This window comes from Leuconostoc mesenteroides subsp. mesenteroides ATCC 8293 (genome assembly GCF_000014445.1).
Taxonomy (GTDB): Bacteria; Bacillota; Bacilli; order Lactobacillales; family Lactobacillaceae; genus Leuconostoc; species Leuconostoc mesenteroides.
On the sequence record NC_008531.1, the window covers coordinates 1,068,964 to 1,089,667 of the forward strand.

The 20,704-nt window shown below is 33.8% G+C and carries 15 protein-coding genes and 2 pseudogenes; 16 read left to right on the forward strand and 1 reads right to left on the reverse strand.

The features are described 5' to 3' along the window. Positions 1 to 4 precede the first annotated feature (4 nt). The 9 genes and pseudogenes from galE to LEUM_RS10350 all read left to right on the forward strand — a co-directional run bounded on the left by galE (position 5) and on the right by LEUM_RS10350 (position 12,617). Positions 5 to 1,009, forward strand: coding sequence for a UDP-glucose 4-epimerase GalE (gene galE, locus LEUM_RS05210; protein ID WP_011679813.1), 1,005 nt, complete (start codon positions 5 to 7; stop codon positions 1,007 to 1,009). Positions 1,010 to 1,031: 22 nt separating this feature from the next. Further along, positions 1,032 to 2,222 (forward strand): galactokinase, encoded by a 1,191-nt coding sequence (locus tag LEUM_RS05215; protein ID WP_011679814.1) that lies wholly within the window; start codon positions 1,032 to 1,034, stop codon positions 2,220 to 2,222. A 306-nt stretch (positions 2,223 to 2,528) separates the two neighbouring features. After that, positions 2,529 to 2,774: pseudogene (locus LEUM_RS10965) on the forward strand (IS110 family transposase); the annotation flags it as partial. A 3-nt stretch (positions 2,775 to 2,777) separates the two neighbouring features. Continuing rightward, positions 2,778 to 3,938, forward strand: a complete 1,161-nt coding sequence (mobL, locus tag LEUM_RS10345) for a relaxase MobL (RefSeq protein ID WP_423751983.1) — start codon at positions 2,778 to 2,780, stop codon at positions 3,936 to 3,938. A 177-nt stretch (positions 3,939 to 4,115) separates the two neighbouring features. Further along, the gene (locus LEUM_RS05225; protein ID WP_011679816.1) at positions 4,116 to 5,588 is read left to right on the forward strand and encodes a DUF262 domain-containing protein; all 1,473 of its coding nucleotides are present in this window, start codon (positions 4,116 to 4,118) and stop codon (positions 5,586 to 5,588) included. A gap of 1,051 nt (positions 5,589 to 6,639) precedes the next feature. Next, positions 6,640 to 9,063: a sacsin N-terminal ATP-binding-like domain-containing protein gene (locus LEUM_RS05235; protein ID WP_011679818.1), complete on the forward strand. Its 2,424-nt coding sequence runs from the start codon at positions 6,640 to 6,642 to the stop codon at positions 9,061 to 9,063. Further along, positions 9,056 to 10,039: a TIR domain-containing protein gene (locus LEUM_RS05240; RefSeq protein WP_011679819.1), complete on the forward strand. Its 984-nt coding sequence runs from the start codon at positions 9,056 to 9,058 to the stop codon at positions 10,037 to 10,039. The genes LEUM_RS05235 and LEUM_RS05240 overlap by 8 nt, the downstream gene beginning before the upstream one ends. An 88-nt stretch (positions 10,040 to 10,127) precedes the next feature. Next, positions 10,128 to 11,060 (forward strand): hypothetical protein, encoded by a 933-nt coding sequence (locus LEUM_RS05245; protein WP_011679820.1) that lies wholly within the window; start codon positions 10,128 to 10,130, stop codon positions 11,058 to 11,060. Between the two features lie 3 nt (positions 11,061 to 11,063). Beyond that, entirely contained in the window at positions 11,064 to 12,617 is a 1,554-nt protein-coding gene (locus tag LEUM_RS10350) for an AAA family ATPase (protein WP_011679821.1), read from the forward strand. Positions 12,618 to 12,807: 190 nt separating this feature from the next. On the opposite strand, the pseudogene LEUM_RS10505 reads toward LEUM_RS10350, so the two are convergent. Beyond that, positions 12,808 to 13,116, reverse strand: a pseudogene (locus LEUM_RS10505) (IS30 family transposase); the annotation flags it as partial. Positions 13,117 to 13,775: 659 nt separating this feature from the next. Here LEUM_RS10505 and LEUM_RS05255 point away from each other — a divergent pair. The 7 genes from LEUM_RS05255 to LEUM_RS05285 all read left to right on the forward strand — a co-directional run bounded on the left by LEUM_RS05255 (position 13,776) and on the right by LEUM_RS05285 (position 20,686). Beyond that, the gene (locus LEUM_RS05255) at positions 13,776 to 15,110 is read left to right on the forward strand and encodes an MFS transporter (protein ID WP_011679822.1); all 1,335 of its coding nucleotides are present in this window, start codon (positions 13,776 to 13,778) and stop codon (positions 15,108 to 15,110) included. A gap of 40 nt (positions 15,111 to 15,150) precedes the next feature. Further along, positions 15,151 to 15,816, forward strand: coding sequence for a flavodoxin (locus LEUM_RS05260; RefSeq protein WP_011679823.1), 666 nt, complete (start codon positions 15,151 to 15,153; stop codon positions 15,814 to 15,816). Positions 15,817 to 15,858: 42 nt separating this feature from the next. Next, positions 15,859 to 16,692 (forward strand): alpha/beta hydrolase, encoded by an 834-nt coding sequence (locus LEUM_RS10355; protein ID WP_011679824.1) that lies wholly within the window; start codon positions 15,859 to 15,861, stop codon positions 16,690 to 16,692. Positions 16,693 to 16,838: 146 nt separating this feature from the next. After that, positions 16,839 to 17,471 carry an NAD(P)H-binding protein gene (locus tag LEUM_RS05270; protein WP_011679825.1) on the forward strand — a complete coding sequence of 211 codons (633 nt, stop codon included), beginning with the start codon at positions 16,839 to 16,841 and terminating at the stop codon, positions 17,469 to 17,471. A gap of 96 nt (positions 17,472 to 17,567) precedes the next feature. Then, entirely contained in the window at positions 17,568 to 18,245 is a 678-nt protein-coding gene (locus LEUM_RS05275; RefSeq protein ID WP_011679826.1) for a flavodoxin, read from the forward strand. A 3-nt stretch (positions 18,246 to 18,248) separates the two neighbouring features. Further along, on the forward strand, positions 18,249 to 19,517 hold the full coding sequence (locus tag LEUM_RS05280; protein WP_011679827.1) for a ferric reductase-like transmembrane domain-containing protein: 1,269 nt from the start codon (positions 18,249 to 18,251) through the stop codon (positions 19,515 to 19,517). Between the two features lie 179 nt (positions 19,518 to 19,696). Further along, positions 19,697 to 20,686 (forward strand): aldo/keto reductase, encoded by a 990-nt coding sequence (locus LEUM_RS05285; RefSeq protein WP_011679828.1) that lies wholly within the window; start codon positions 19,697 to 19,699, stop codon positions 20,684 to 20,686. The last annotated feature ends 18 nt before the right edge of the window (positions 20,687 to 20,704 follow it).

Sequence of the window (20,704 nt, forward strand, 5' to 3'; positions counted from 1 at the left end):
CAAAATGGCAGTATTAGTACTTGGTGGTGCAGGATATATTGGCTCACACATGGTGAAACGGTTGGTTGAAGCAGGACGCGACGTGGTGGTTGTGGACGCCTTGTTCACTGGACACCGCGCAGCAGTTAATCCAGCAGCGACATTTTATCAAGTTGACATTCGTGATAAGGCAGAATTGTCGGCAGTGTTTGATAAAGAAAACATTGAACAAGTGGTTCATTTTGCAGCCTTTTCAATTGTGCCAGAGTCAGTGGCAAACCCGCTGAAATATTTTGACAACAATACTAGTGGCATGATTACGTTGTTGGAAGTGATGAAAGCACATGACGTCAAACAAATCGTCTTTTCATCAACCGCCGCAACTTATGGTAATCCGGTGCATATTCCGATTAAGGAAACTGATCCGCAAAATCCGATTAACCCCTATGGTGAATCAAAGTTGATGATGGAAAAAATCATGAACTGGTCCGACCAAGCTGACGGGGTTAAATGGGTCGCGTTGCGCTATTTCAATGTGGCTGGTGCAGCAGAAGATGGCACGATTGGTGAAGACCACAATCCAGAAACACACTTGGTACCAATTATTTTGCAAGCTGGTTTGGGACAACGTGATTATATTGAAATGTTTGGCGATGACTATAATACACCAGACGGCTTTAATGTACGAGATTATGTGCATGTCTTAGACTTGGCAGACGCGCATATCTTGGCATTGCAGTATTTAGCTGATGGTCATGAGTCAAATCAGTTTAACTTAGGATCAGCGACTGGATTTTCAGTGAAAGAGATGGTTGAGGCGGCACGGGAAGCAACAGGGGTTGATATTCCAGCTAAAATTGGGCCACGTCGAGCGGGTGATCCTGATATTTTGATTGCCAATTCAGATAAGGCACGAGAGGTGCTGGGCTGGGCACCAAAGTATGATAATGTGCAAGACATTATCAAGACAGCTTGGCAGTGGCATCAGAGTCATCCTAAGGGTTATGATGAACGACATGAGGATCAATAACAATAATAGTGGAGATAACAATATGGAATCCAAAATATATAGAGAATTAGAGCGAGAATTTCAATCAAAATTTGACTCTCAACCCAGTGATTTTTTCTTTTCACCTGGTCGAATCAATTTAATTGGTGAACATACAGATTATAACGGAGGACATGTTCTACCTGCGGCTATAACGATTGGCACCTATGGTGCTGCAAAGTCTCGCCATGATAGATTTGTTAAACTATACTCCAAAAATTTTTCAAATGAGGGCGTTATTACTTTTGATATTAATGATGAAAATCATTTGCAGAAAGGCTCATGGGGAAATTTTGTAAAAGGTGTGCTTCAATCATTGAGATTGTATGGTAATAAATTCGACCATGGATTTGAGCTAGCTATTGTCGGTAATATTCCCAATGGATCAGGATTATCTTCATCCTCGTCCTTAGAATTACTTGCTGGAATTGTAGTAAAAAAGTTGTATGATCTAAAAATTCCTCGTCTACAATTAGTTGCTAGCGGTCAGAAAGCGGAGAATGACTATATTGGTGTTAATACTGGTATTATGGATCAATTTGCAATCGGATATGGTGAAAAAAATCAAGCAATTTATCTCGATACCAATACGATGATTTACGAACTTGTTCCCGTGGAAATGCGTGACAACGTTGTAGTAATTATGAACACCAACAAGAAAAGAGAGCTATCCGATTCTAAATATAATGAGCGTGTTAGAGAAACCCAAGAAGCGGTCTTTGACTTACAAAAAGAATTGAGAATCAATTTTTTGGGGGAAATTGACAGTAAAACATTTGAAAAAAGCAAACATTTAATTAATAGAGAAGTTGTGGCGCGTCGAGCGAAACATGCAGTTAGTGAAAATGAAAGAACTAAAATAGCCGTTAAACTTTTAAAAGATAATCATATGATGGAATTTGGCAGGTTGCTAAATGAGTCTCATGAATCATTAAAGACTGACTATGAAGTGACAGGAATTGAACTTGACACCTTAGTAGAGACTGCTCAAAAAGTCCCAGGCGTTCTAGGCGCAAGAATGACCGGAGCAGGGTTTGGGGGCTGTGCTATTGCTTTAGTTAATAAACGAAATGTTGCTGAATTAAAACAAATAGTTGGAAAAGCATACAAAGATAAAGTTGGATATGAAGCTTCATTCTACGTCGCCGAAATTGGACAAGGAGTTCATTCAATAAGTTTAAATGCTGAGAAATAGTATACTTATAGTTATTAACCAGCAGTTGAGTAAATGCTCTTATACTAAAAAAATTACTAACATTAAAGGTGAAGATTACTCTCGACGGAGATGATCTTCACCTTTTTTGGATTTATTCTAAAATTGGTAGTGAAACTTAGGTCTTTGGTCCTTTTGACACCAGATGTCGTAGAAAAAATGGCCATTTCACTGGCTTTACCACACAATTTGATCTTAGTAAGTTAGGCGCTAGACGTCGAGTATAGAAAAATAAATGGTCGTGAGGTTTCAGTGGTTGTTTCAAATATTTTTTAAGGAGATGCTATTATGCACTACGTTATTGGTATTGATGTCTCTAAAGCTACTAGTCAAGTTGCGGTGGCGATTGATGGTAAGGTAACTCAACATTTCAAGATAACCCATGATGCTCTGGAATTCAATCAACTCAATACAATTATCATGCAATTTAATAAATTTCCTGATATTGTTTTTGAGGCGACCGGTATTTATTCGCGACGATTGAAATCATTTTTGGATTGGCATAATTATCCCTATACTTATCTCAATCCCTTAGCAGTGCTCAGAAGTCAAGAAAATGGTAATAATATTCATGAACTCGCCTTCTCAATCAGAGGCGATTGGTTAGTTAAAAACAATCTCTATGATCCCGAAATCCGTATGATAGACCAAAATAAGTTGAAGCATGCAGAACAAGAGGTTGCTAAGACGCTAATTAACAAAGGATTTAATTTACCTTTGGGAGAAGATGAAAATGACGTTGTTTGGTTTGGTGTGATTCATCAGGATACTGACCACCTAAACATGCATCTGTGGTTTGCTAAAAAAAGCCAAGAAACGCGGTCTGAGATGGTCAAGCAAGAAGGTAAGTACAAAGGGCAGCCAATCGGCGTTATACCTCTGGAAGTGATTGAACAAGCCAAGCGACAGTTTAGAAAACAATTAATGTCGTCACAGGAACTAAGACGGCATCAGGAAATATTAAAAGGTGTTGGTGGCTTTAAAAAAGAAATTGTTGAGACAGCGCCAGAGAACCTTTTAAATGATCGGCATGCTAAAGCCATCAAACAAATTTATGATGCTTTACCTCAAGACATGAAAGGGCGGTGGCAAGTTGGTAACGCCCATTTAACAGCAGGAAAAGGCAAGATGGCAAAAGCAAATCAATTAACCAATCAGCTTTTAGATGATTTGTTTGACAAAGAGCTAAAACCCGAATATGAAGGATTTAAGTCGTTAGCTCAAGAATATGATGCCATTAATATTGAAGATCAGGGTTTGATGCATAAAGGACAACGTAAATGGTCTGAAAATAAGGAAGATGAATTAAGAAAGCGCTTAGCGAATCAACTCTACAAACATTTAGCACAAATTGAAGATACCTCATTAAATGATATTGACCAACAGATGTCTGAGTTACTAAGCCATGTTAAACAGAAGAACAAGGGCAATAACGTAGATAAAACTAAACTAATAGCTAGCCCTCAGGAAAAAAATTTGGCCCCAAAATCGTTGATCAACACTGTAAATTCAAATTCAAAGCCCGTCGGTGAGCAGATGCCTGTGCGGGGTAGTTCATTTAATAAAATTAGTCGCTTGTGGCAGCAGGACATTCGTGCTGAAACAAACGCAGAACTTCAATTCCTAAGAAATCAAAATAAGGTCGAACACGAAAAGGCTCAAGAACAATATGAATCACAAGTTTTTAGAGGACTATAAAGTCCGACAACGAAATCATTAGAACGCCAAATATTAAGTTCTATTCATAATGAAGTAGAAATTGTAAATATCAATTGAAATAAATACATAATTCATACTTTTCTTTGATTTCAGAACGTTTAGTTGATAAAATTAAGATTATATTAATATAAGCTTAAAACAAAAGGGACAAATTAAATGGCGTTTTCAGTTGAAAAAAGTAAAATGAGCAATTTTCTTAACAAGGAAATAATATATGAAGTACCTGGTTATCAACGCCACTATGCTTGGAAAAATGTTCAACAAACTCAGTTTTTAGATGACTTCGAAAAACAGGTAACAATAGGACATGAGAGTGATTATTACTTGGGACAAATACTGACTTCTGGAGAGGGACATCGCGAAGCTATAGTGGATGGACAACAGAGAATTATTACTACAATAATAGTTTTAAGAGTTGTAATTGACTTATTAAACACTTACAAGAAAAAATTAAAACAGGATAAGCTAGAAGTTTTATCAAAAAGAATAGAATCCCAAATAAGTAGGTACAATAGGTGTCTTTATGTAACTAAAGAAAGCGAGCCTGAACGGAAAATAATTACTGGCGATAACTCTATAATACTGAACTCTATTACAGATGGAACTTATTCAGAAAGTTTAATTTCTAATAAATCCTCTCATCAAGATAAAGTATTGTCGGAATCATACATTAGTATTTCAAAAGATATCAAGTCCCGTACTCTAAAGAGAAGAGCTTTAAAAGATAGAGCTGAATATATTATGGATTTAATGCATTCTATTCTTTCATCACAGTTAGTGATTATTCACGATTCTAATCAAGATACAGGCTTCAAAATATTTAAAGACATAAATTCGAAAGGTATACCACTTACACAATTGGATTTGCTAAAAAGCTCAATTTTCGAGGAACAAAACAATAAATCAGCTACTGCAATGCAACAAATAGAGGCACATTGGAAAAACTTAGAGTCATTAGCCTATGAAAAATTAAATATGGATTTTTTTGATTTTATTGTATTATCATGGTCTGTTCTTTATCCAAAAACAATAACTGAAATTGACAGTGGCGCATCTCTATATGATTTATATAATGAGTTGACAGATACAGACGATAACCTTTCTACAACCCTCATTGACAACTTTATTGAAGTCGGAATAGATGCTGAAAATATCATTTCAAGTAACGTATATAAGTCAAACGCTGCATATACTCAATTTAACAACGAAAATTCGGCAATAAAAAATTTACTTTTACAAAATGACTATAAATCGTTCCAAAAGATGGAATTTATCTTCATTGGATTGGCCTTTAAAAGTAAACATAGCAGTGAGAATAACGCCAAAAAATATAGTCGTGCTCTCAGAGAAAGTAGTAGCCTATTTTTGTTGTTGTCAACTTTATTATTGGTTTTTAAATTAAATGCTGACGAAAATGAAAGAAGAATTTACATTGAAATTCAAAAACTAATTAAAGAATGCCATACAGTATTATTGAATAGCGAACCCAATGAACTTACTGGTAATATCAAACTATTGCATGAGAAATTACAAGACATATTCTCGCAAGACGATCTTGATGTAGCTTTTAAAAAAGTTACATTTGTTAAAAAAATAGCCCACAGTGGGACGGTGTTGGTAAATCAATAATGTATCAATTAGCAAACAATTACAATTCATTTAGTACCAATGGGCAAGATTACTCAATCGAACACATAATTGATAAAGAATTTAAAAGTGAACCAAATCGCTATATGCTGGGCAACTTACTAGTTTTAAATAAAAATTACAATGCTGAATGTAACGATATGAAATCATCTTTTGAACAAAATCAATTGAGCATATACTTAGAAAAAAAATTTCAGATATATAAAAAAAGCAACTACACCAGCGTACAAATGTTTCTAGAGGATAATAATTTTATAGACTTTAATTCAAAAAAAATTACAGACCGAACATATGAAATATCTTATAACTACTACCATTCTTTAATTCTGAAGGATAAGTAAGGTACAGCAAAATTTAAAACAAATTAAATACAAATGAATAGATATTTTTATACTCCTATTATTCTTCGTGGGTTCACCCAATCAACGGTATAATTAATTTTTCAGATTAATTTTTTTAAAAAAATCCCTTGTCCAGAGAGGAGCTGTAATAATTTATGAAAAACAAATAAAAGCTACTGACATAAATTTTTTACGTATTTACATTGTTACATTTTTGTAGAAGAAATGGATGAACGTAAAATTAATCGAATTTTTGATATTGGAATAAACTTGTCAAATTAAAAAATCAACACACAAGACAAGTTTAAAGTTGTTAAAAACAACAAGATGTGAGAAGTTTCTGCATGCGTGTAGATTTTTGTTTACTCTGTAGACCAAACTATTTTTATGCCAATTAGACCATGAAGATAATAATTGATATTTTGTGCAATTCGATCATTTTAGAATTCAATAGAAAGGTTCACAGACGTTTCAACATCGAAGAAAGGGAGTTACTTTCAGTAAAAAATTTTTAATTGTACAGCCATCCTTCTATGTACATTTTCTTTAAAATAATTAACGGACTAAGTACGAAAAATTTTGAATCAGTCTAAATAATAAAAGAAGGAGTAAATCGAATTACAAAAAACCTAATGAAACTTAACCAAAAATCACAGGTTTGAGTGTATCAATTCTTGGAGATATGACTACTGATGAGTAACAATATAAACGATATAAATGAAATAAAAGATCAAATGTTGAAACGTCAAACTGTTGGAAAAATTTTTACCGAAATACAAAAACTTAAACACGTAGATTCCAATAGAAAAGAGAAATTTCGAAAAAGGTGGCTATGGGAGTTAATTCAAAATGCAAACGATTGTTGTAAAAAAAATACAAAGTTAGATATTCAGATTTTATTTGACGAAAATACTAAGAATTTAAAATTTATCCATAATGGTCGGGGGTTTCAATTGTCTGAGTTGTGGGCATTAATAACACAAGCATCAAGTAAGCAATCAAGCGAAGAATCAACAGGCCAATTTGGAACTGGGTTTATTACAACAACAATTTTGTCACCAAAAATTAAAATTTCGAGTTTCTTAGAAGATAGTGGCAATGACTTTGAAATCACTATAGATCGTTCAGGAGAAACACACGAAGACATTGCAGCATCAGTTGAAGAAAACTTTAGTTTACTTGAAAACTTAAATTGTACAGAACCTAATTTTTTTCAAAGCAAAACTACAGTATTCGAGTATGATTTGAATAATTCGGATGATGTTGATGAATCAATCAAGGCAGTCCAAAATGGCATAAAAAGCTTGCATGAACATGCCCGTTATTTATTAGTACTAAACACGTCTATTAATTCGATCACTGTCAATGATACGAAGCTATCTCTATACTCAGATAGTCAAAAGTTTAAAAATATGGAAAACATGAAGATGTTTGCAGTCAAAAATTCTGCGCAGCAAGATTATCAATATGTTGCCAAATACGATTTTGAAAATGGAAGTTTGTTAACTCCCCTAGAAAAAAAGGACTCAAATTTTTCTTTTTCTCAAATTTCTGATCAAACAGCCAGATTATTTTGCAAATTTCCATTGGTGGGAACAGAAAAATTCCCTTTTCCCATTGTATTAAATTGTGACAATTTTAACACTGAACTTGACCGTGACAATATCTACATTGGGGATCCCTTAAACACTAGTATTCTTGATACTGCTGCTGCCTCATTCAAAGATATTTTAAATAGTTTGAGTTCACAAACAGAAGTAGATATTTATAATGTTTGTAATTTAAATATTGATTCTGTTAAAAAAATGAAAAAATCGCAATGGTTAAATTCTATTTTAGAGACAATCAACAACACAAGAATGGTGGAAACATCAAGTGGTAATTTAATTTCAATAACGAACCAAGCTGGTGATATTCAAGTTTTGGTACCTACATGTGCTAAGGAAGAATATTTTGACGATTTTTGGGAATTGTCATATAAATTACCTAATATTCAGATTACTTCTAAAGATACATCAAGTGGTTGGCGCAAAATTATAAACAATAATTTTACGTTTGAAAATGTGCAGCAGGAATATTTTAGAAATAAAGATTTAAAAAAATTTTTGAGTATTTTTAATAATGGTGAAGAAGCCATTGAGTGGATTAATAAATATTACTCGATATTTGAAAAAGCTGATCCTAAAAATTTATCAGAATCCTTACTACCCAATTGGTCTGGTGAATTTAAACTTGCCAAAACAATGAAGTATACTAGTGGGATAGATGAGCTGTTTGATTTACTGCTGATTATTATTCCAGAAATGAGTAAAAAAATCATTCACCCAAAAATAATCATTCCACAAACAATTTTAAGCAACATTACTATATTTGGAGACAAAGAACAGGCAAAATTAATGGAAGACAGAGTATTGGGAATAATGCACAGACTTGATATTGAAAACAATGGGAAGAGAGAAAGCGAAAATCAAATACTTTTCGATAAAATTTTAATTTTCTTCTCAAAATATCAAACGTTTTCAAAAACCAATTTACCAACTTTGTATAAAGAACGAAACAAATTACGACCCGTAGACTTCTCAGAAGAACTTAACAAAATTGGAGATATTATAACTGAAAAAGGGATATCCCCAGATTCCTTAAAAAATATCTTATTAAATACCGAATTTACTCAAGCTGTCGAAAACGGATTGCTGGATGATCCAGAATTAATAGATAGATTGAGGCATGAAATCTTGCACACTCCAGAAGCTGCAATAAAGGTTCAAAAATTAATCAAGAGATCTGTAACCAATGTTTATTGTTCATTATTAAGTAATCCATTATATACTGTTCCTAGTACTGTAGAATTATGGAAAAAGGAAAGTCTATCTGAAACCGTTTTCAAAGCAAAGAAGCAAGGTCGCGACATTTTAATTGTTGTCAGACCAACTGATGAACAAAAAATTATTTTTTATAGTGAAGAAGAATTGAGCACATTGAGCAGTGATAAATTTGAGTTGTGGACTGACAACAATGAAATTGTTACACCAGTATCATTGGGAGACTTGTTAAGGACAACACAAATTACGGAAATACCTTTAGTAAATTTGTTTACGGAGAAAGACAATGAATGAGAGTATCAGTGATATATTGATGACGAACCAACGAGGGAACGTAAGATATGTTTTCCCAGGGGAAAATACAGAAACATTGGCTAAAATGATAGCAACATTAGCAAACACAAAAATGGGAGGAAAAATTTTATTGGGTTTTCAAGACAGAGGAAATATAATTGAATGTAAAGGCTTTTCTTTCCCTTTGCCCAAAAGAGAGGAAATTGTAGACTTTTTGGATGGTTTTGCAGGGTTCGAAATTTTCGATGCTTCATATTACAAACAGCGAATTGCAGTGATTAATGTTCCGCCTAGTTTTGAAAAAATTGCTTTTTCAAAAAATAAGTTTTATAAGTTTGATAGTAATTATACTAATGAACTTTCAGAAAAAAAGCCAGTTAAATTATTTATCTCTTATAATCATGAAGTATCTGAAATTGCCGACTTTATTGAAACAAAAATGAAACAATTGTTTCATTACGACTTGATTATCACCCGAGACACCTCATTAGTATACAAAGATGACATTGACAAATTTATGTTGTCCATAAAAAAACATGATATTGTTCTATCCTTAATATCAAATTCCTACCTTGAGTCAGAAGCATGCATGTACGAAATATCAGAATTAATGAAAGATTCGGAGTACTCAAAAAGATTAGCGTTTATAGTTTTGACTGAAAAAGATAACGAATTATTGGAAAAACCAATTAGTATAGAAAAGTTAGTGCCGTCTATTTATAGTGATAATAGATTCAAGTACGTAACATTTTGGAATGATAAAATTGATTATTATCAATCTGTGTTGAAAGATACTAAGCATCATCCAGAAACTTCTTTAGAGATTATAGACACGCTAAGAAGAATCACTAATATAGCTAATAATATTGGCGAATTCGTTAGCATGTTAAACAAAACAATGGGAAAGTCATTGTTCGATATGATTGATGATGATTTTTCTGATATTGCCAATATGATCAAAAAATATGTTGATTAAAGGTAAATAAAATTCTACACCTAGTTGATATTATCCTGAAAATGAAAGGGTAAAATTTATTTAGAAGTTTTATTTAGGAGGTTTTAGTTTGAAACAATCAAAGTCAAAAGATTTTAATATATATTATCTTAGTTTTACCAAGGTTTATGAAATTGCCATGATGATAAATAATGTTATTTTATCAAAAATAGAAAAGAATCACACAAAGAGCTTTGAAGAACAGTATGGATTTACTTCGTCCATTTCTGCGCAAGGGTCAAAGTTTTTTTTAAATGGTATTAAAGCATCTATTTCAACAGATTCAAAAGAAACAGCCTTTTCATCATCTAGGGTTGTTGAAACTCTCGATGTTAAAACTACCAAGTCGATATTACTTCGTAGAGTAATTGAACAGTGTATGAAAATCAGTTCTTTTGGGAACAGTAGTGAAGGCGATTTAATTAAAATTGATCATGTGAAGTTAGAGATTCTAGACGAAGAAAGCTTAAGGCGATTCCTCATTATTAGAAGAGATGCTCTAAAAGGTATGAAAGTGGAAGGCATGGAAGTGAATAATATAGTGAGTTCAATGCTTCAAGACTATGCTTACATACTAAAGGGAAGAGTTCATAATGATTTTACGAATTCGTATTGCTCAGAAGAAATTCTAATTAAAATTCCTTTAGAAATACAAACGGAATTCGAAAATAAATATAGTATTGATGACTTATTAATAGGTCATGTGTCAATCATAGGAGTTTATAAAGGATTGATTGAAAAAGAATCGGTCTCTTCTAATACATTTACTTTTTTTCAAGATATAGGTGAAGGCAAGACTAAAGAAAAAACTACAAAAATAATAAAAAGTAATGAACCACCACTCGTTTCAATGAGTAAAACAATCAATACTGACAAATACCATTTTGTTGACACCCTGGCAATTATTCAAAATGTTTCTTTCAACCTTGAAGAATCAGAAACTGTAATACCTCACTGGTGGAACAAACTTGGGATTTGGTTAAGTTCGTTGTGGAGGAAGTAGTCGATGAATTATTTTACTCTTTATACTTATAAGAATTTAACCGAATTAAGAAAAATTCAACAACAAAATAATGTTACTACTTTTATATTTGAAGAAACGCTTGAACTATTGAAAGAAGAACAAGATGTTTGTATAGACATCACTTCTTTAGTTCACATGTTAAGACAAAATCAAGGCAATATATATTCAGCTGGTATCAATCTTAGAGAAATTAACGAAGATTCGAAAATAATAATTGAGGAGAGTTTGGCAGAGATTGCAATAGATTTCTTTCCGCACATTTTTTCTAGCCATATTTCTCTTTTGAATAAAGATGAAGTAGTTACAGAGAGCCAAATTCCAAAAACCTTTGTTCACTATAGGAGGTCTCTGTATACTTATTATGCTAATGAGGACTTGAGTGCAATTATTGATTATGCTAATGAAAATAATATTTCTATAACTACATTTTCTTATGCAAATGAAAATCTTTCTACAGAGATTAAAAAATTTAATTTAAACTCAAAATTAGCAATTGTTGATTTGACATCTGCAATTTATGCAATAGAAGATAACAAAAACTTAATTTACATGATTGAGTCCTTTTTAAACCAATTTTCAAATGTTAACGTAATAGGATTAGCTTCACAAAGTGACCAAATTCTAAAATATTTTTCACTTTATATTGAGGGGGTTGAATCATTAAAAAAAATCCTCCCAGATCTAAAAATTAAATATTCGAATGAAATTGTATCAAAAGAAGTAAAAAAAATAACTTCATTTTCTGAACATGAATTGGATTCGCTATTCACGTCTTTTAATCATAAATTAATAGGGCATGATTATTTTAAAAGGAAATTAAAATATTTACTTAACAATTTCATCAAATTAAATAAAGCTAAGGAACAAAAGGTTTTTTCAGTTTTTCTTTTTGGCTCATCTGGAATTGGCAAAACAGAGGTTGCTCGGCTACTCGCCAATGAATTACAAGAAAATAGTTACCTTGCAAAAATAAATTTTCAAAATTATAGCAGTCAAGATGCACTAAATACACTGATTGGTAGTCCAGCAGGATATGTTGGCTATGGAGAAGGAGAATTACGCAAAAAAGTGAATAAAAGTAAAGTAGGTCTAGTATTACTGGATGAATTCGAAAAAACTACAAAACCGGTCTTTTCGTTTTTTTTGGATCTTCTTGAAGAGGGGACATTCACTGACTCAATGACACGAGAACATGATCTGGATGGATATGTTTTGATTTTTACGTCTAATATTCAAAATGAAACCGAGTATAAGAAAATTATTCCCCCTGAATTACAAACAAGATTTGACTTAGTATGTGAATTCCAAATCCCATCTATCAATGAAAAAAGAAGGTTTTTAGAATTATTATTTGAACAGGCACAAAGAAAATTTGTAGATCAATTTTCTAAAATTAAATGTACAGAAGAAGATAAGGAAGAATTATTTGCTTTTGATTATTCAGAGGTGAATGCATTTAGAGATCTAAAAAGACATTTCAATAATCGGTTAATGGATTTTTTCACATCAAAGAATGTAGATATTGACATGAAATAAAAAAACAAGGAATAGTACTTTAGTCATTCCAAAATTTACACCATATTTTACCTATTTTAAACGGAGGTGAAGTTACGAAGATAAATTACAAGAAACTAAATAATGTTTCAAGACTATCAAACCATGATCAGAAAGTAAAAAATTTCATCATGTTTAATTTTTTGAAAATGCTTATGGTAGATTGCAAGAATTAACTGAACACTACAAACTGATGAAAAACCTTTCGTGGTGATTGCCAATTGAGTATTTTCATTGGTATTGCATTAATCCAATGGTTGATTTGATCTAATTCTTTGTTACAGACGGTTTCAATTTTGTGCTCTTTTGGTATAAAACGACGAACGGATCGATTTAATATCTCATTACTCCCACGTTCTTCTGGTGAGTTTGAGTGTGCAAAATAGACTGGAATACCTAGTTTTTGCTCGATTTCGTTATATTTTGCAAATTCCCGTCCAAGATCGACAGTGATTGACTTGGCATTCTTGATTCCTTTAAAGGCGCTGCGGTTTTTTATTCAAGTGTTCAGTTTAATTTTACAATCTACCTTATACAGAATTAATTTTCAACCATCAACGAATAACAGATGTTACATAATAAAATTGGTTAACATTATGAAAATAAATATATAATAGCACATTACAAAGCGTTTAATTTAATATTATAATCCATCCTAAGAACTTAATGGAAAGCATGAATACTCTTTTTCAATAAAAATGATTATATTGAAATAAACAAAATACGTAATATTGACTTTTAAGTCTATACCAATTGCAGTTGACATAATAGCTGCTATATAAAGTATCACAGTGACAGGCTTTCAAGAGCCTGTTTTTTGTTTGTGAAATAGAAAAATTCACAAGCTAATTTAATTGCGCATTTTTTCATTTCACAAGCACACATTTTTGACATATTTCACAAGCGACTATGTTTTAGACCAATCGCTGATATTAAGCACAGTCATCGTGCATAATATCAGTAATGAAGCAAAATTTTGGTAATTTTGAATTGATTGCCAACCATTAATATTTGCTCTGGTGGGTTGTGCATCTGTATATTGTTGACAATGTAAACACACTTAAAAAATGGATAAGTATTGACTTAGAGTGTACTCCAAGGTGTTTAATAATATTATTAAATGAAAAGAGGAAATACTTTATGAAACAAAAGTTTGGCATGGTTTTGCCGATTGTCTTATTGACATATTTTTTGATTTTGCTGGATAATTCGATAATTTTTACTGGGACAGTTAAAATTGCTAACGAATTGAATCTGGACGCACGTGCGCTGTCTTGGGTTTCGAATGCTTATTCGCTCACATTTGGTGGCTTATTGTTGGCTATGGGACGTGCAGGGGACTTATTTGGTAGAAAAAATATATTTATAGTTGGCCTTTTTGTTTTCGCGCTAGGATCCCTTGCGGTAGGTATATCAAATAGTGATTTAACCATTATTATCGCAAGAGCATTTCAAGGAATCGGGTCATCAATTTTAGCGCCATCAACATTAGCCCTAATTATGGATGCTTACACAGGCGAAATGCGCACTAAAGCAATCGGATATTATGGTGCCACGGCTGGCGTCGGTGGTATTTCTGGGTTAATACTTGGCGGTTGGATTGCTGATGCATTCTCATGGCGTTATGGCTTTTTAATCAATGTGCCAATTGCTGTTATTATTGCAATGTTATCTATTAAGTATATACCTAAATCTAGAGTTGCTTCAGGTAGGATTGACTATCTTGGCGCAATCTTGTCGGTAATAGGTATGGCAACCTTGGTTTATAGCATCGTAGGTGAAAGTGGAAATATTGTTTCGCTAGCGATTTCAGCAGTTGCATTTATCATTTTAATTATGATAGAGAGAAAAATAGCCCAACCATTGTTGCCATTGAAAATATTTGCTGATAGGGAGCGTTCAGGAGCTTATATTGCTAGATTTGTTTTTATGGGAGCAATGTTTAGCTACTGGTTCTTAACACCACAGGCAATGCAGAATTCGCTAAATTTCTCTACACTAATAGCCGGTTTTTCGTTTATTCCAATGTCAATTCCTCAATTCCTTTCTGGTATGAGATCTGCAGATTTGTCAGCACGATTTGGGAATACAAAAATTTTGATTATTGGTATTACGTTATCGTTGATTGGAATACTTATACCAACATTCATTAATATCCATCAGGGTTACTGGTTAGTTGTTGCGCTGCCTATGATTCTGCTTGGATTTGGTCAGGGATTGACTTTAAGTCCGTTAACTGTTGCTGGTGTTGCACATACACGACCTGAAGTAGCAGGTGCAGCAAGTGGTGTTGTTAATACAACCCATCAAATTGGGTCTTCTGTTGGTCTATCCCTAGTTGTTGCGATCACTTCAGGCATTAAATCTCCAGATATTCTTTATCAACACGCGATGCTTATAGACAGCGTATTGGTTGCAATAGCCTTGATTGTTGTCTTGCTAGTTATCTATCCAGTTTCTCGTAAAGAAGATTAAATCAGCTGTTCTAAAAATTACGGATTATAGAGGTTAACGAATGAAAAAGATACTTTTATTAATAGTCGCCGTTGTCATTGTAGCTGGTGCTATTTTATTTTGGGTTACAAATCAAAGCGGTACATCTCAAACAACTAAAACACAAAGTACATCACAAAAAAATAAGGAGACAAGTAAAATGGCAGAAAATAAAACTTTAATTGTTTATTATTCACGAACTGGTAACACAAAGGCAGTTGCTGAATTAATTCACGATCGGGTTGGTGGCGATTTGGTTCAAATCGAAACAAAAGAAGCACGGCCAAAGGATTATCGTTCTGAAGTATCTCAAAATGCGCAAGAACAAAACAATAATACTTTGCCAGCATTAAAGACTAAAGTATCAAATTTTGATGACTACAATCGTGTCTTTATCGGAACGCCAACTTGGAATATGGCACTCCCACAAGCTGTGGAATCTTTCATGAACGATTATAATTTTTCCGGTAAAATTGTTATTCCATTTAATACTAACGGTGGATATGGCGCAGGTTCAACATTTTCACAAATAAAGTCCGGTACCAAAGGGGCAAAAGTTCTGGATGGCTTTTCTGTAGAGGGTGGTCAAGAAACAAATGGTGTCTTACTTGCCATTAAGGGTAATCGTCGTGTTGAAGTGGCAAAGGAATTGGACAAGTGGTTACAAAAGATAAATATTGAAAAATAACGCTTACCAGTACAATACTAATATAGTGCTAGGAGTTATCATATGATTAACCGTAAATTGAAAATAATAGTTGTTATTTTTCTAGGTATAGTAGGTGTTATTTTGGTGATGAATCAACAGCATGTGGTTAAAAATAACAATATAAAAGAAGAAAAACGTGGTTCTAACGATACGGACTCATTACGTTATCAAACAACATACCGTGGTAAGACCTATCAAAAATCGGCGCCAGTATATTTACCAGAGGATTACCACTCTTCCAATAAAAAATACAATGTTTTGATTTTAATGCACGGTTGGTCGATGACGGATGAGGATTTTACAGCAGGACGTGCTGATGACAAAGCACCAATAATAGCTGACTTAATGAAGAACGAAAAAACGCCATTTATTGTCGTGACGCCAACATATTATCCCAATCGTTCGTTTGTGACCAATAGCTGGGATGATGATCGACCATTAAATGAACGATTTTCTAAAGTTGAGGTGACAGAAGTGCTTAAGGCAATTAAGGCAAAATATCGCGTCTATGATTCGCGAGATCATTATGCTTTTGCTGGTTTTTCAATGGGATCCGTCACAACTTGGGATGTACTAGAAAATCAATTAGACAAGTTCCGTTATTTTCAGATGATGGCTAGTGGCTATGACGGGGATATGGTAGCTTTAAGACAACGATTACAACAGTCGGATTTGTCTTTTGATGCTACCATCAGTGCTGGCAGTAACGACAGCACAATTTACGGCGCCCGAGATTCAGCTAGAAGTTTACAAGAATTTAAAAATGTTCGATTGTTTACTGATCGTGGCGGTGAACATAATTTACCTAGTGCGATGCGTCAATTGAAGTATGGTATGACATATTTCTTCAAGTAACTGGTAACAACAAATTAAAAAGTGTACCTAATTTTGAGTTATAAAAAGTAGGTACACTTTTTTAATACAGTATTAATGTTTTACTTGACTTAGAGTGTACTTCAAGGTGTTTAATAAAATTATTAAATGAAAAGAGGAAAATTTACATGAACATTTTAATTCTTGGCGCAGCAGGGCAAATTTCTCAACAACTAACAACCCGCTTGATCAATGAAACAGATACAAATTTAACATTATTTGCGCGTAATGCCGAAAAGCGTTTGTCAATGTATAAGAATAATAATCATGTTCGATTGATTTCTGGTGAATTTGAAGATGAATCTTTACTAGCTGAATCAATGCAAGGGCAAGATGTTGTATATGCTAACTCTGATCGTAATATGCAACCAATATTAGCGGCCATGAAAAAGGCAGGCGTTAAACGGATTATTATTGCAGGTGCATTAAGCATTTACGATGAAGTTGGTGGGGCATTTGGCAAATGGAATCGGTCAATGATGGGACCTACACCGGATTCTAGAAAGAAAATGATTTCAGATGTTGAAAATTCAGGTTTGGATTACACTTATATGCGAATGACTTGGTTGTATAACCAAAAAGGTAACGTTGCTTATGCTACAACTCAAAAGGGTGAACCATTCGTTGGTGCACAGGTTACTCGTGAAGCAATTGTACAATATATTCTAGATTTGTTAGCAAATCCAAATCGTGATTTGCAAGTTAGTGTTGGCATATATGAACCTGGAACAGAAGATATGGCAAAGCCTAGTTTTTATTAAGAAACCATCACGGTATACGCGATATACTGTCAAACGACTTATTGCCACACCACTGTTAAAAAGCGCCTGGCGCTGTTTTCCTAAGGAGGAGACATTATGAAAGTTCGTATCACCATTTTTGGTGTTGTCATTATTGCTCTTGTAGCAGCTATTTTTACTTTTAATTCTCGTAATCAGAGAAACCAGTCAACCACGACTACATCAACACAAAACAGATCATCTAAGCCTGTTAAGTCTGCTAATAGTGGTAAAACATTAGTCGTTTATTTTTCAAGAAGAGAGGCTGCTTCCAGCATCTATAAAGATAAACCGCTACCTATTGGTAATACCAAGCGGATTGCGGGTATGATTGCCAAGAAGACTGGTGGAACTGAATATGAAATTATTCCAGCAAAGTCCTATCCACGCGACTTTAAAACAACTTCAGAAGTTGCACAACGTGAACTAGATGAAAATGCCCGTCCTAAAATTAAAAATCCGCTACCAGATGTTTCAGGTTATAATACAGTTTTTGTTGGTGCACCAGTATGGTGGGGCGATTATCCTATGGTAGTCCATACATTTTTGGATGCAGTGGACTTAAATGGAAAAAATATTGTACCTTTTGCAACTTCAGAGGGATCTGGGCTAGGCAATTTCGATTCAGTGTTATCTAGTCAATATCCAAATGCAAAAGTCTTGGAAGGTCACTTTGAACGTGGTAAAGATGTTGCGGACAGACGTTCTAGTGTCGAGTCAAATGTTAATAGATGGCTGAATGGTTTGGGATATTAGTTTATGAAACAATCAAAGATAGACTTTTTGCTAACTTGGGCGGTAGTATTAGTTGTTTTACCGATGCCATTAATTTATACATTTAATCAGGGTTTAGTGGATTCTGCTGCCAATATTCGGACATATGATTTCGGCATTCTAGCCTATGTTTGGTGGTTGGTCATTGTTTATTTATCAACGAGACCTAAATGGATTGAACGTTTTATACCGTTGCCAAAAATGTATATGATGCATGGTTTGTTGGCTATCATTGCATTACTATTTGCAACCCTTCATGAGCAAATGAGTTTTACCTATCATGCACCGATTAGATTAACAGGAGATTTTGCCTGGTACCTATCGATATTTGGTATTGTTTATGCTGTTTTATTCATGTCTAATTGGTTAATTGATCGTATACCATTGGTTATGACAACAAAAAACAAGCTTAAATTTTTATTGAAACACCAAGTATCGATTTGGGTTCACCGCTTACATTTTGTTATGATTGGTTTGATTTGGTTTCATGTCCACTTAATTCCTCGTGTAACACAACTATCTAATTTCTTAATTATTTTTGATTTATATACGTTGGCAGCTTTAGCTTCTTACGTTTATGTCAAGTTGATACGAGACACGAGAAAAAATAGCGGTATATTAGTTGAAAATCGAGCATTAGATGTTAAAACACAAATGATTACTGTTCGTCTAGGAAAGTTTGCGCCTGAGTATCAAGCTGGAGATATTTATTTTATCAAAATAGAAGGCTTTTCAAACGAAGCACACCCATTTTCTGTTGCTTCGGCGCCCAAAAAGGATAATAGATTAGTTAGTTTTGTCATTCAAAATGTTGGCGATTATACACAAAATATTAATCGCATACCATTAAGATCGAAGGTAAAGTTGGAAGGCCCATTTGGTCAATTTGATAAATTGATTCGTGGACTGCCAGATGATCAACCGATTATTCTCTATGGGTTAGGTTCTGGTGCAGCGCCAATGTTAAGTCTTGCTCAACAATTTCATGAAAAAGCCATTCATGTGATATGGAGTGCCAGAAGAGATAGTCGATTATATTTAGATAATGAATTTAAACCAATTGATGTGCAGTACACTTCTAAAAATGGTCGATTTAGTCCGGAAGAGCTAAGTCAAGTCCTAACTGCGTCAGAAATAAAAAATGGTATTTTTATCATTGTAGGTGGATCAGCAACAGTCCTTCGAGTGAGGAAAATGTTGAAAAAAATTGGTGTCAATAATGCCAGATTAATAGATGAACGTCTAATCATGTGAATAAATTTCTGAGCTATCACAATCAATTATTCAAGAACATACTGATTATTATAAAAAGCTGTCCTAGGATAGCTTTTTATTTCACCAAAATTAAGACGTTTTAGTTGACTTTGAGTGTGGTCTAGGGTTTAGACTAGCATTGTTGAAGTATTAGTAATGTTGGAAGGAGTAGAATTATTGTGAAAACCAGATTTTTGGGAAGTGACAACCATTCAATTGAAGTCAGTACAATCGGATTAGGAACGATGGGTATGAGTTTTGCCTATGGTCATTTACCTGATGAACAATCAATGATCCCAGTTCTACAAGAAGCTGTGGAAATGGGAGAACATTTCATCGATACGGCAGAGGTCTATGGCCCATTTACCAATGAGTCTTTAATTGGCAAGGCTTTATATCCTTATCGTCATGACATGGTTATTGCGACTAAAGGTGGCATTCAAATTGTCAATGGTAAACAAGTAATTGATGGCCATCCACAAACTTTAGAAAACTCAATAGAGGGTTCATTAAAAAGATTAAAAGTTGATGCTATTGATTTATATTACCTACATCGTGTTGATACGAGTGTGCCAATTGAAGAAGTTGCTGATTTCATGGGCCGTATGATTAAAGCCGGTAAAATAAAGCATTGGGGCCTTAGTGAAGCTGGGGTTCAGACAATTCGTAAAGCACATGCCATCACACCTTTAACAGCCGTTGAAAGTGAATATTCGCTCTGGTACCGAGAACCAGAAGAGCAACTATTACCGACACTAAAAGAGTTAGGCATTGGGTTTGTCCCATTTAGTCCGCTAGGTAAGGGATTTCTAACTGGTACCATGTCAGTTGATCAACCGCTCTCAAGTGATGATGTGCGTTCAACATTACCTCGTTTTAAACAAGACGCTATGGTAGCTAACATGAAATTAGTTGATATCATTCAAAACTTTGCTAAAACCAAAGATGTTACTAATGCACAAATTGCACTAGCTTGGTTGTTAGCTCAAGATGAGTCGATAGTCCCTATTCCCGGTACAACTAAGATTCAAAGAATACGTGAAAATATCGATGCCGAAAAAGTCATTTTATCACCAACAGAACTGAAGGCTCTGACAGAGGCAGCTAATACTGTTAAAATCGTCGGGAATCGGTATAATGAAGAACTTGCTAAAAGAGCAGGCAATTAGTAATACGTATCATAAAAA

Bases quoted from the DNA above. Each gene is read 5' to 3' on its own strand.
- LEUM_RS05260 (WP_011679823.1), top strand. From the start codon at position 15,151: ATGAAAAAGATACTTTTATTAATAGTCGCCGTTGTCATTGTAGCTGGT.
- LEUM_RS05275 (WP_011679826.1), top strand. From the start codon at position 17,568: ATGAAAGTTCGTATCACCATTTTTGGTGTTGTCATTATTGCTCTTGTA.
- galE (WP_011679813.1), top strand. From the start codon at position 5: ATGGCAGTATTAGTACTTGGTGGTGCAGGATATATTGGCTCACACATG.
- LEUM_RS05215 (WP_011679814.1), top strand. From the start codon at position 1,032: ATGGAATCCAAAATATATAGAGAATTAGAGCGAGAATTTCAATCAAAA.
- LEUM_RS05280 (WP_011679827.1), top strand. From the start codon at position 18,249: ATGAAACAATCAAAGATAGACTTTTTGCTAACTTGGGCGGTAGTATTA.
- LEUM_RS10350 (WP_011679821.1), top strand. From the start codon at position 11,064: ATGAATTATTTTACTCTTTATACTTATAAGAATTTAACCGAATTAAGA.
- LEUM_RS05255 (WP_011679822.1), top strand. From the start codon at position 13,776: ATGAAACAAAAGTTTGGCATGGTTTTGCCGATTGTCTTATTGACATAT.
- LEUM_RS05270 (WP_011679825.1), top strand. From the start codon at position 16,839: ATGAACATTTTAATTCTTGGCGCAGCAGGGCAAATTTCTCAACAACTA.
- LEUM_RS05235 (WP_011679818.1), top strand. From the start codon at position 6,640: ATGAGTAACAATATAAACGATATAAATGAAATAAAAGATCAAATGTTG.
- LEUM_RS05240 (WP_011679819.1), top strand. From the start codon at position 9,056: ATGAATGAGAGTATCAGTGATATATTGATGACGAACCAACGAGGGAAC.
- LEUM_RS05225 (WP_011679816.1), top strand. From the start codon at position 4,116: ATGGCGTTTTCAGTTGAAAAAAGTAAAATGAGCAATTTTCTTAACAAG.
- LEUM_RS10355 (WP_011679824.1), top strand. From the start codon at position 15,859: ATGATTAACCGTAAATTGAAAATAATAGTTGTTATTTTTCTAGGTATA.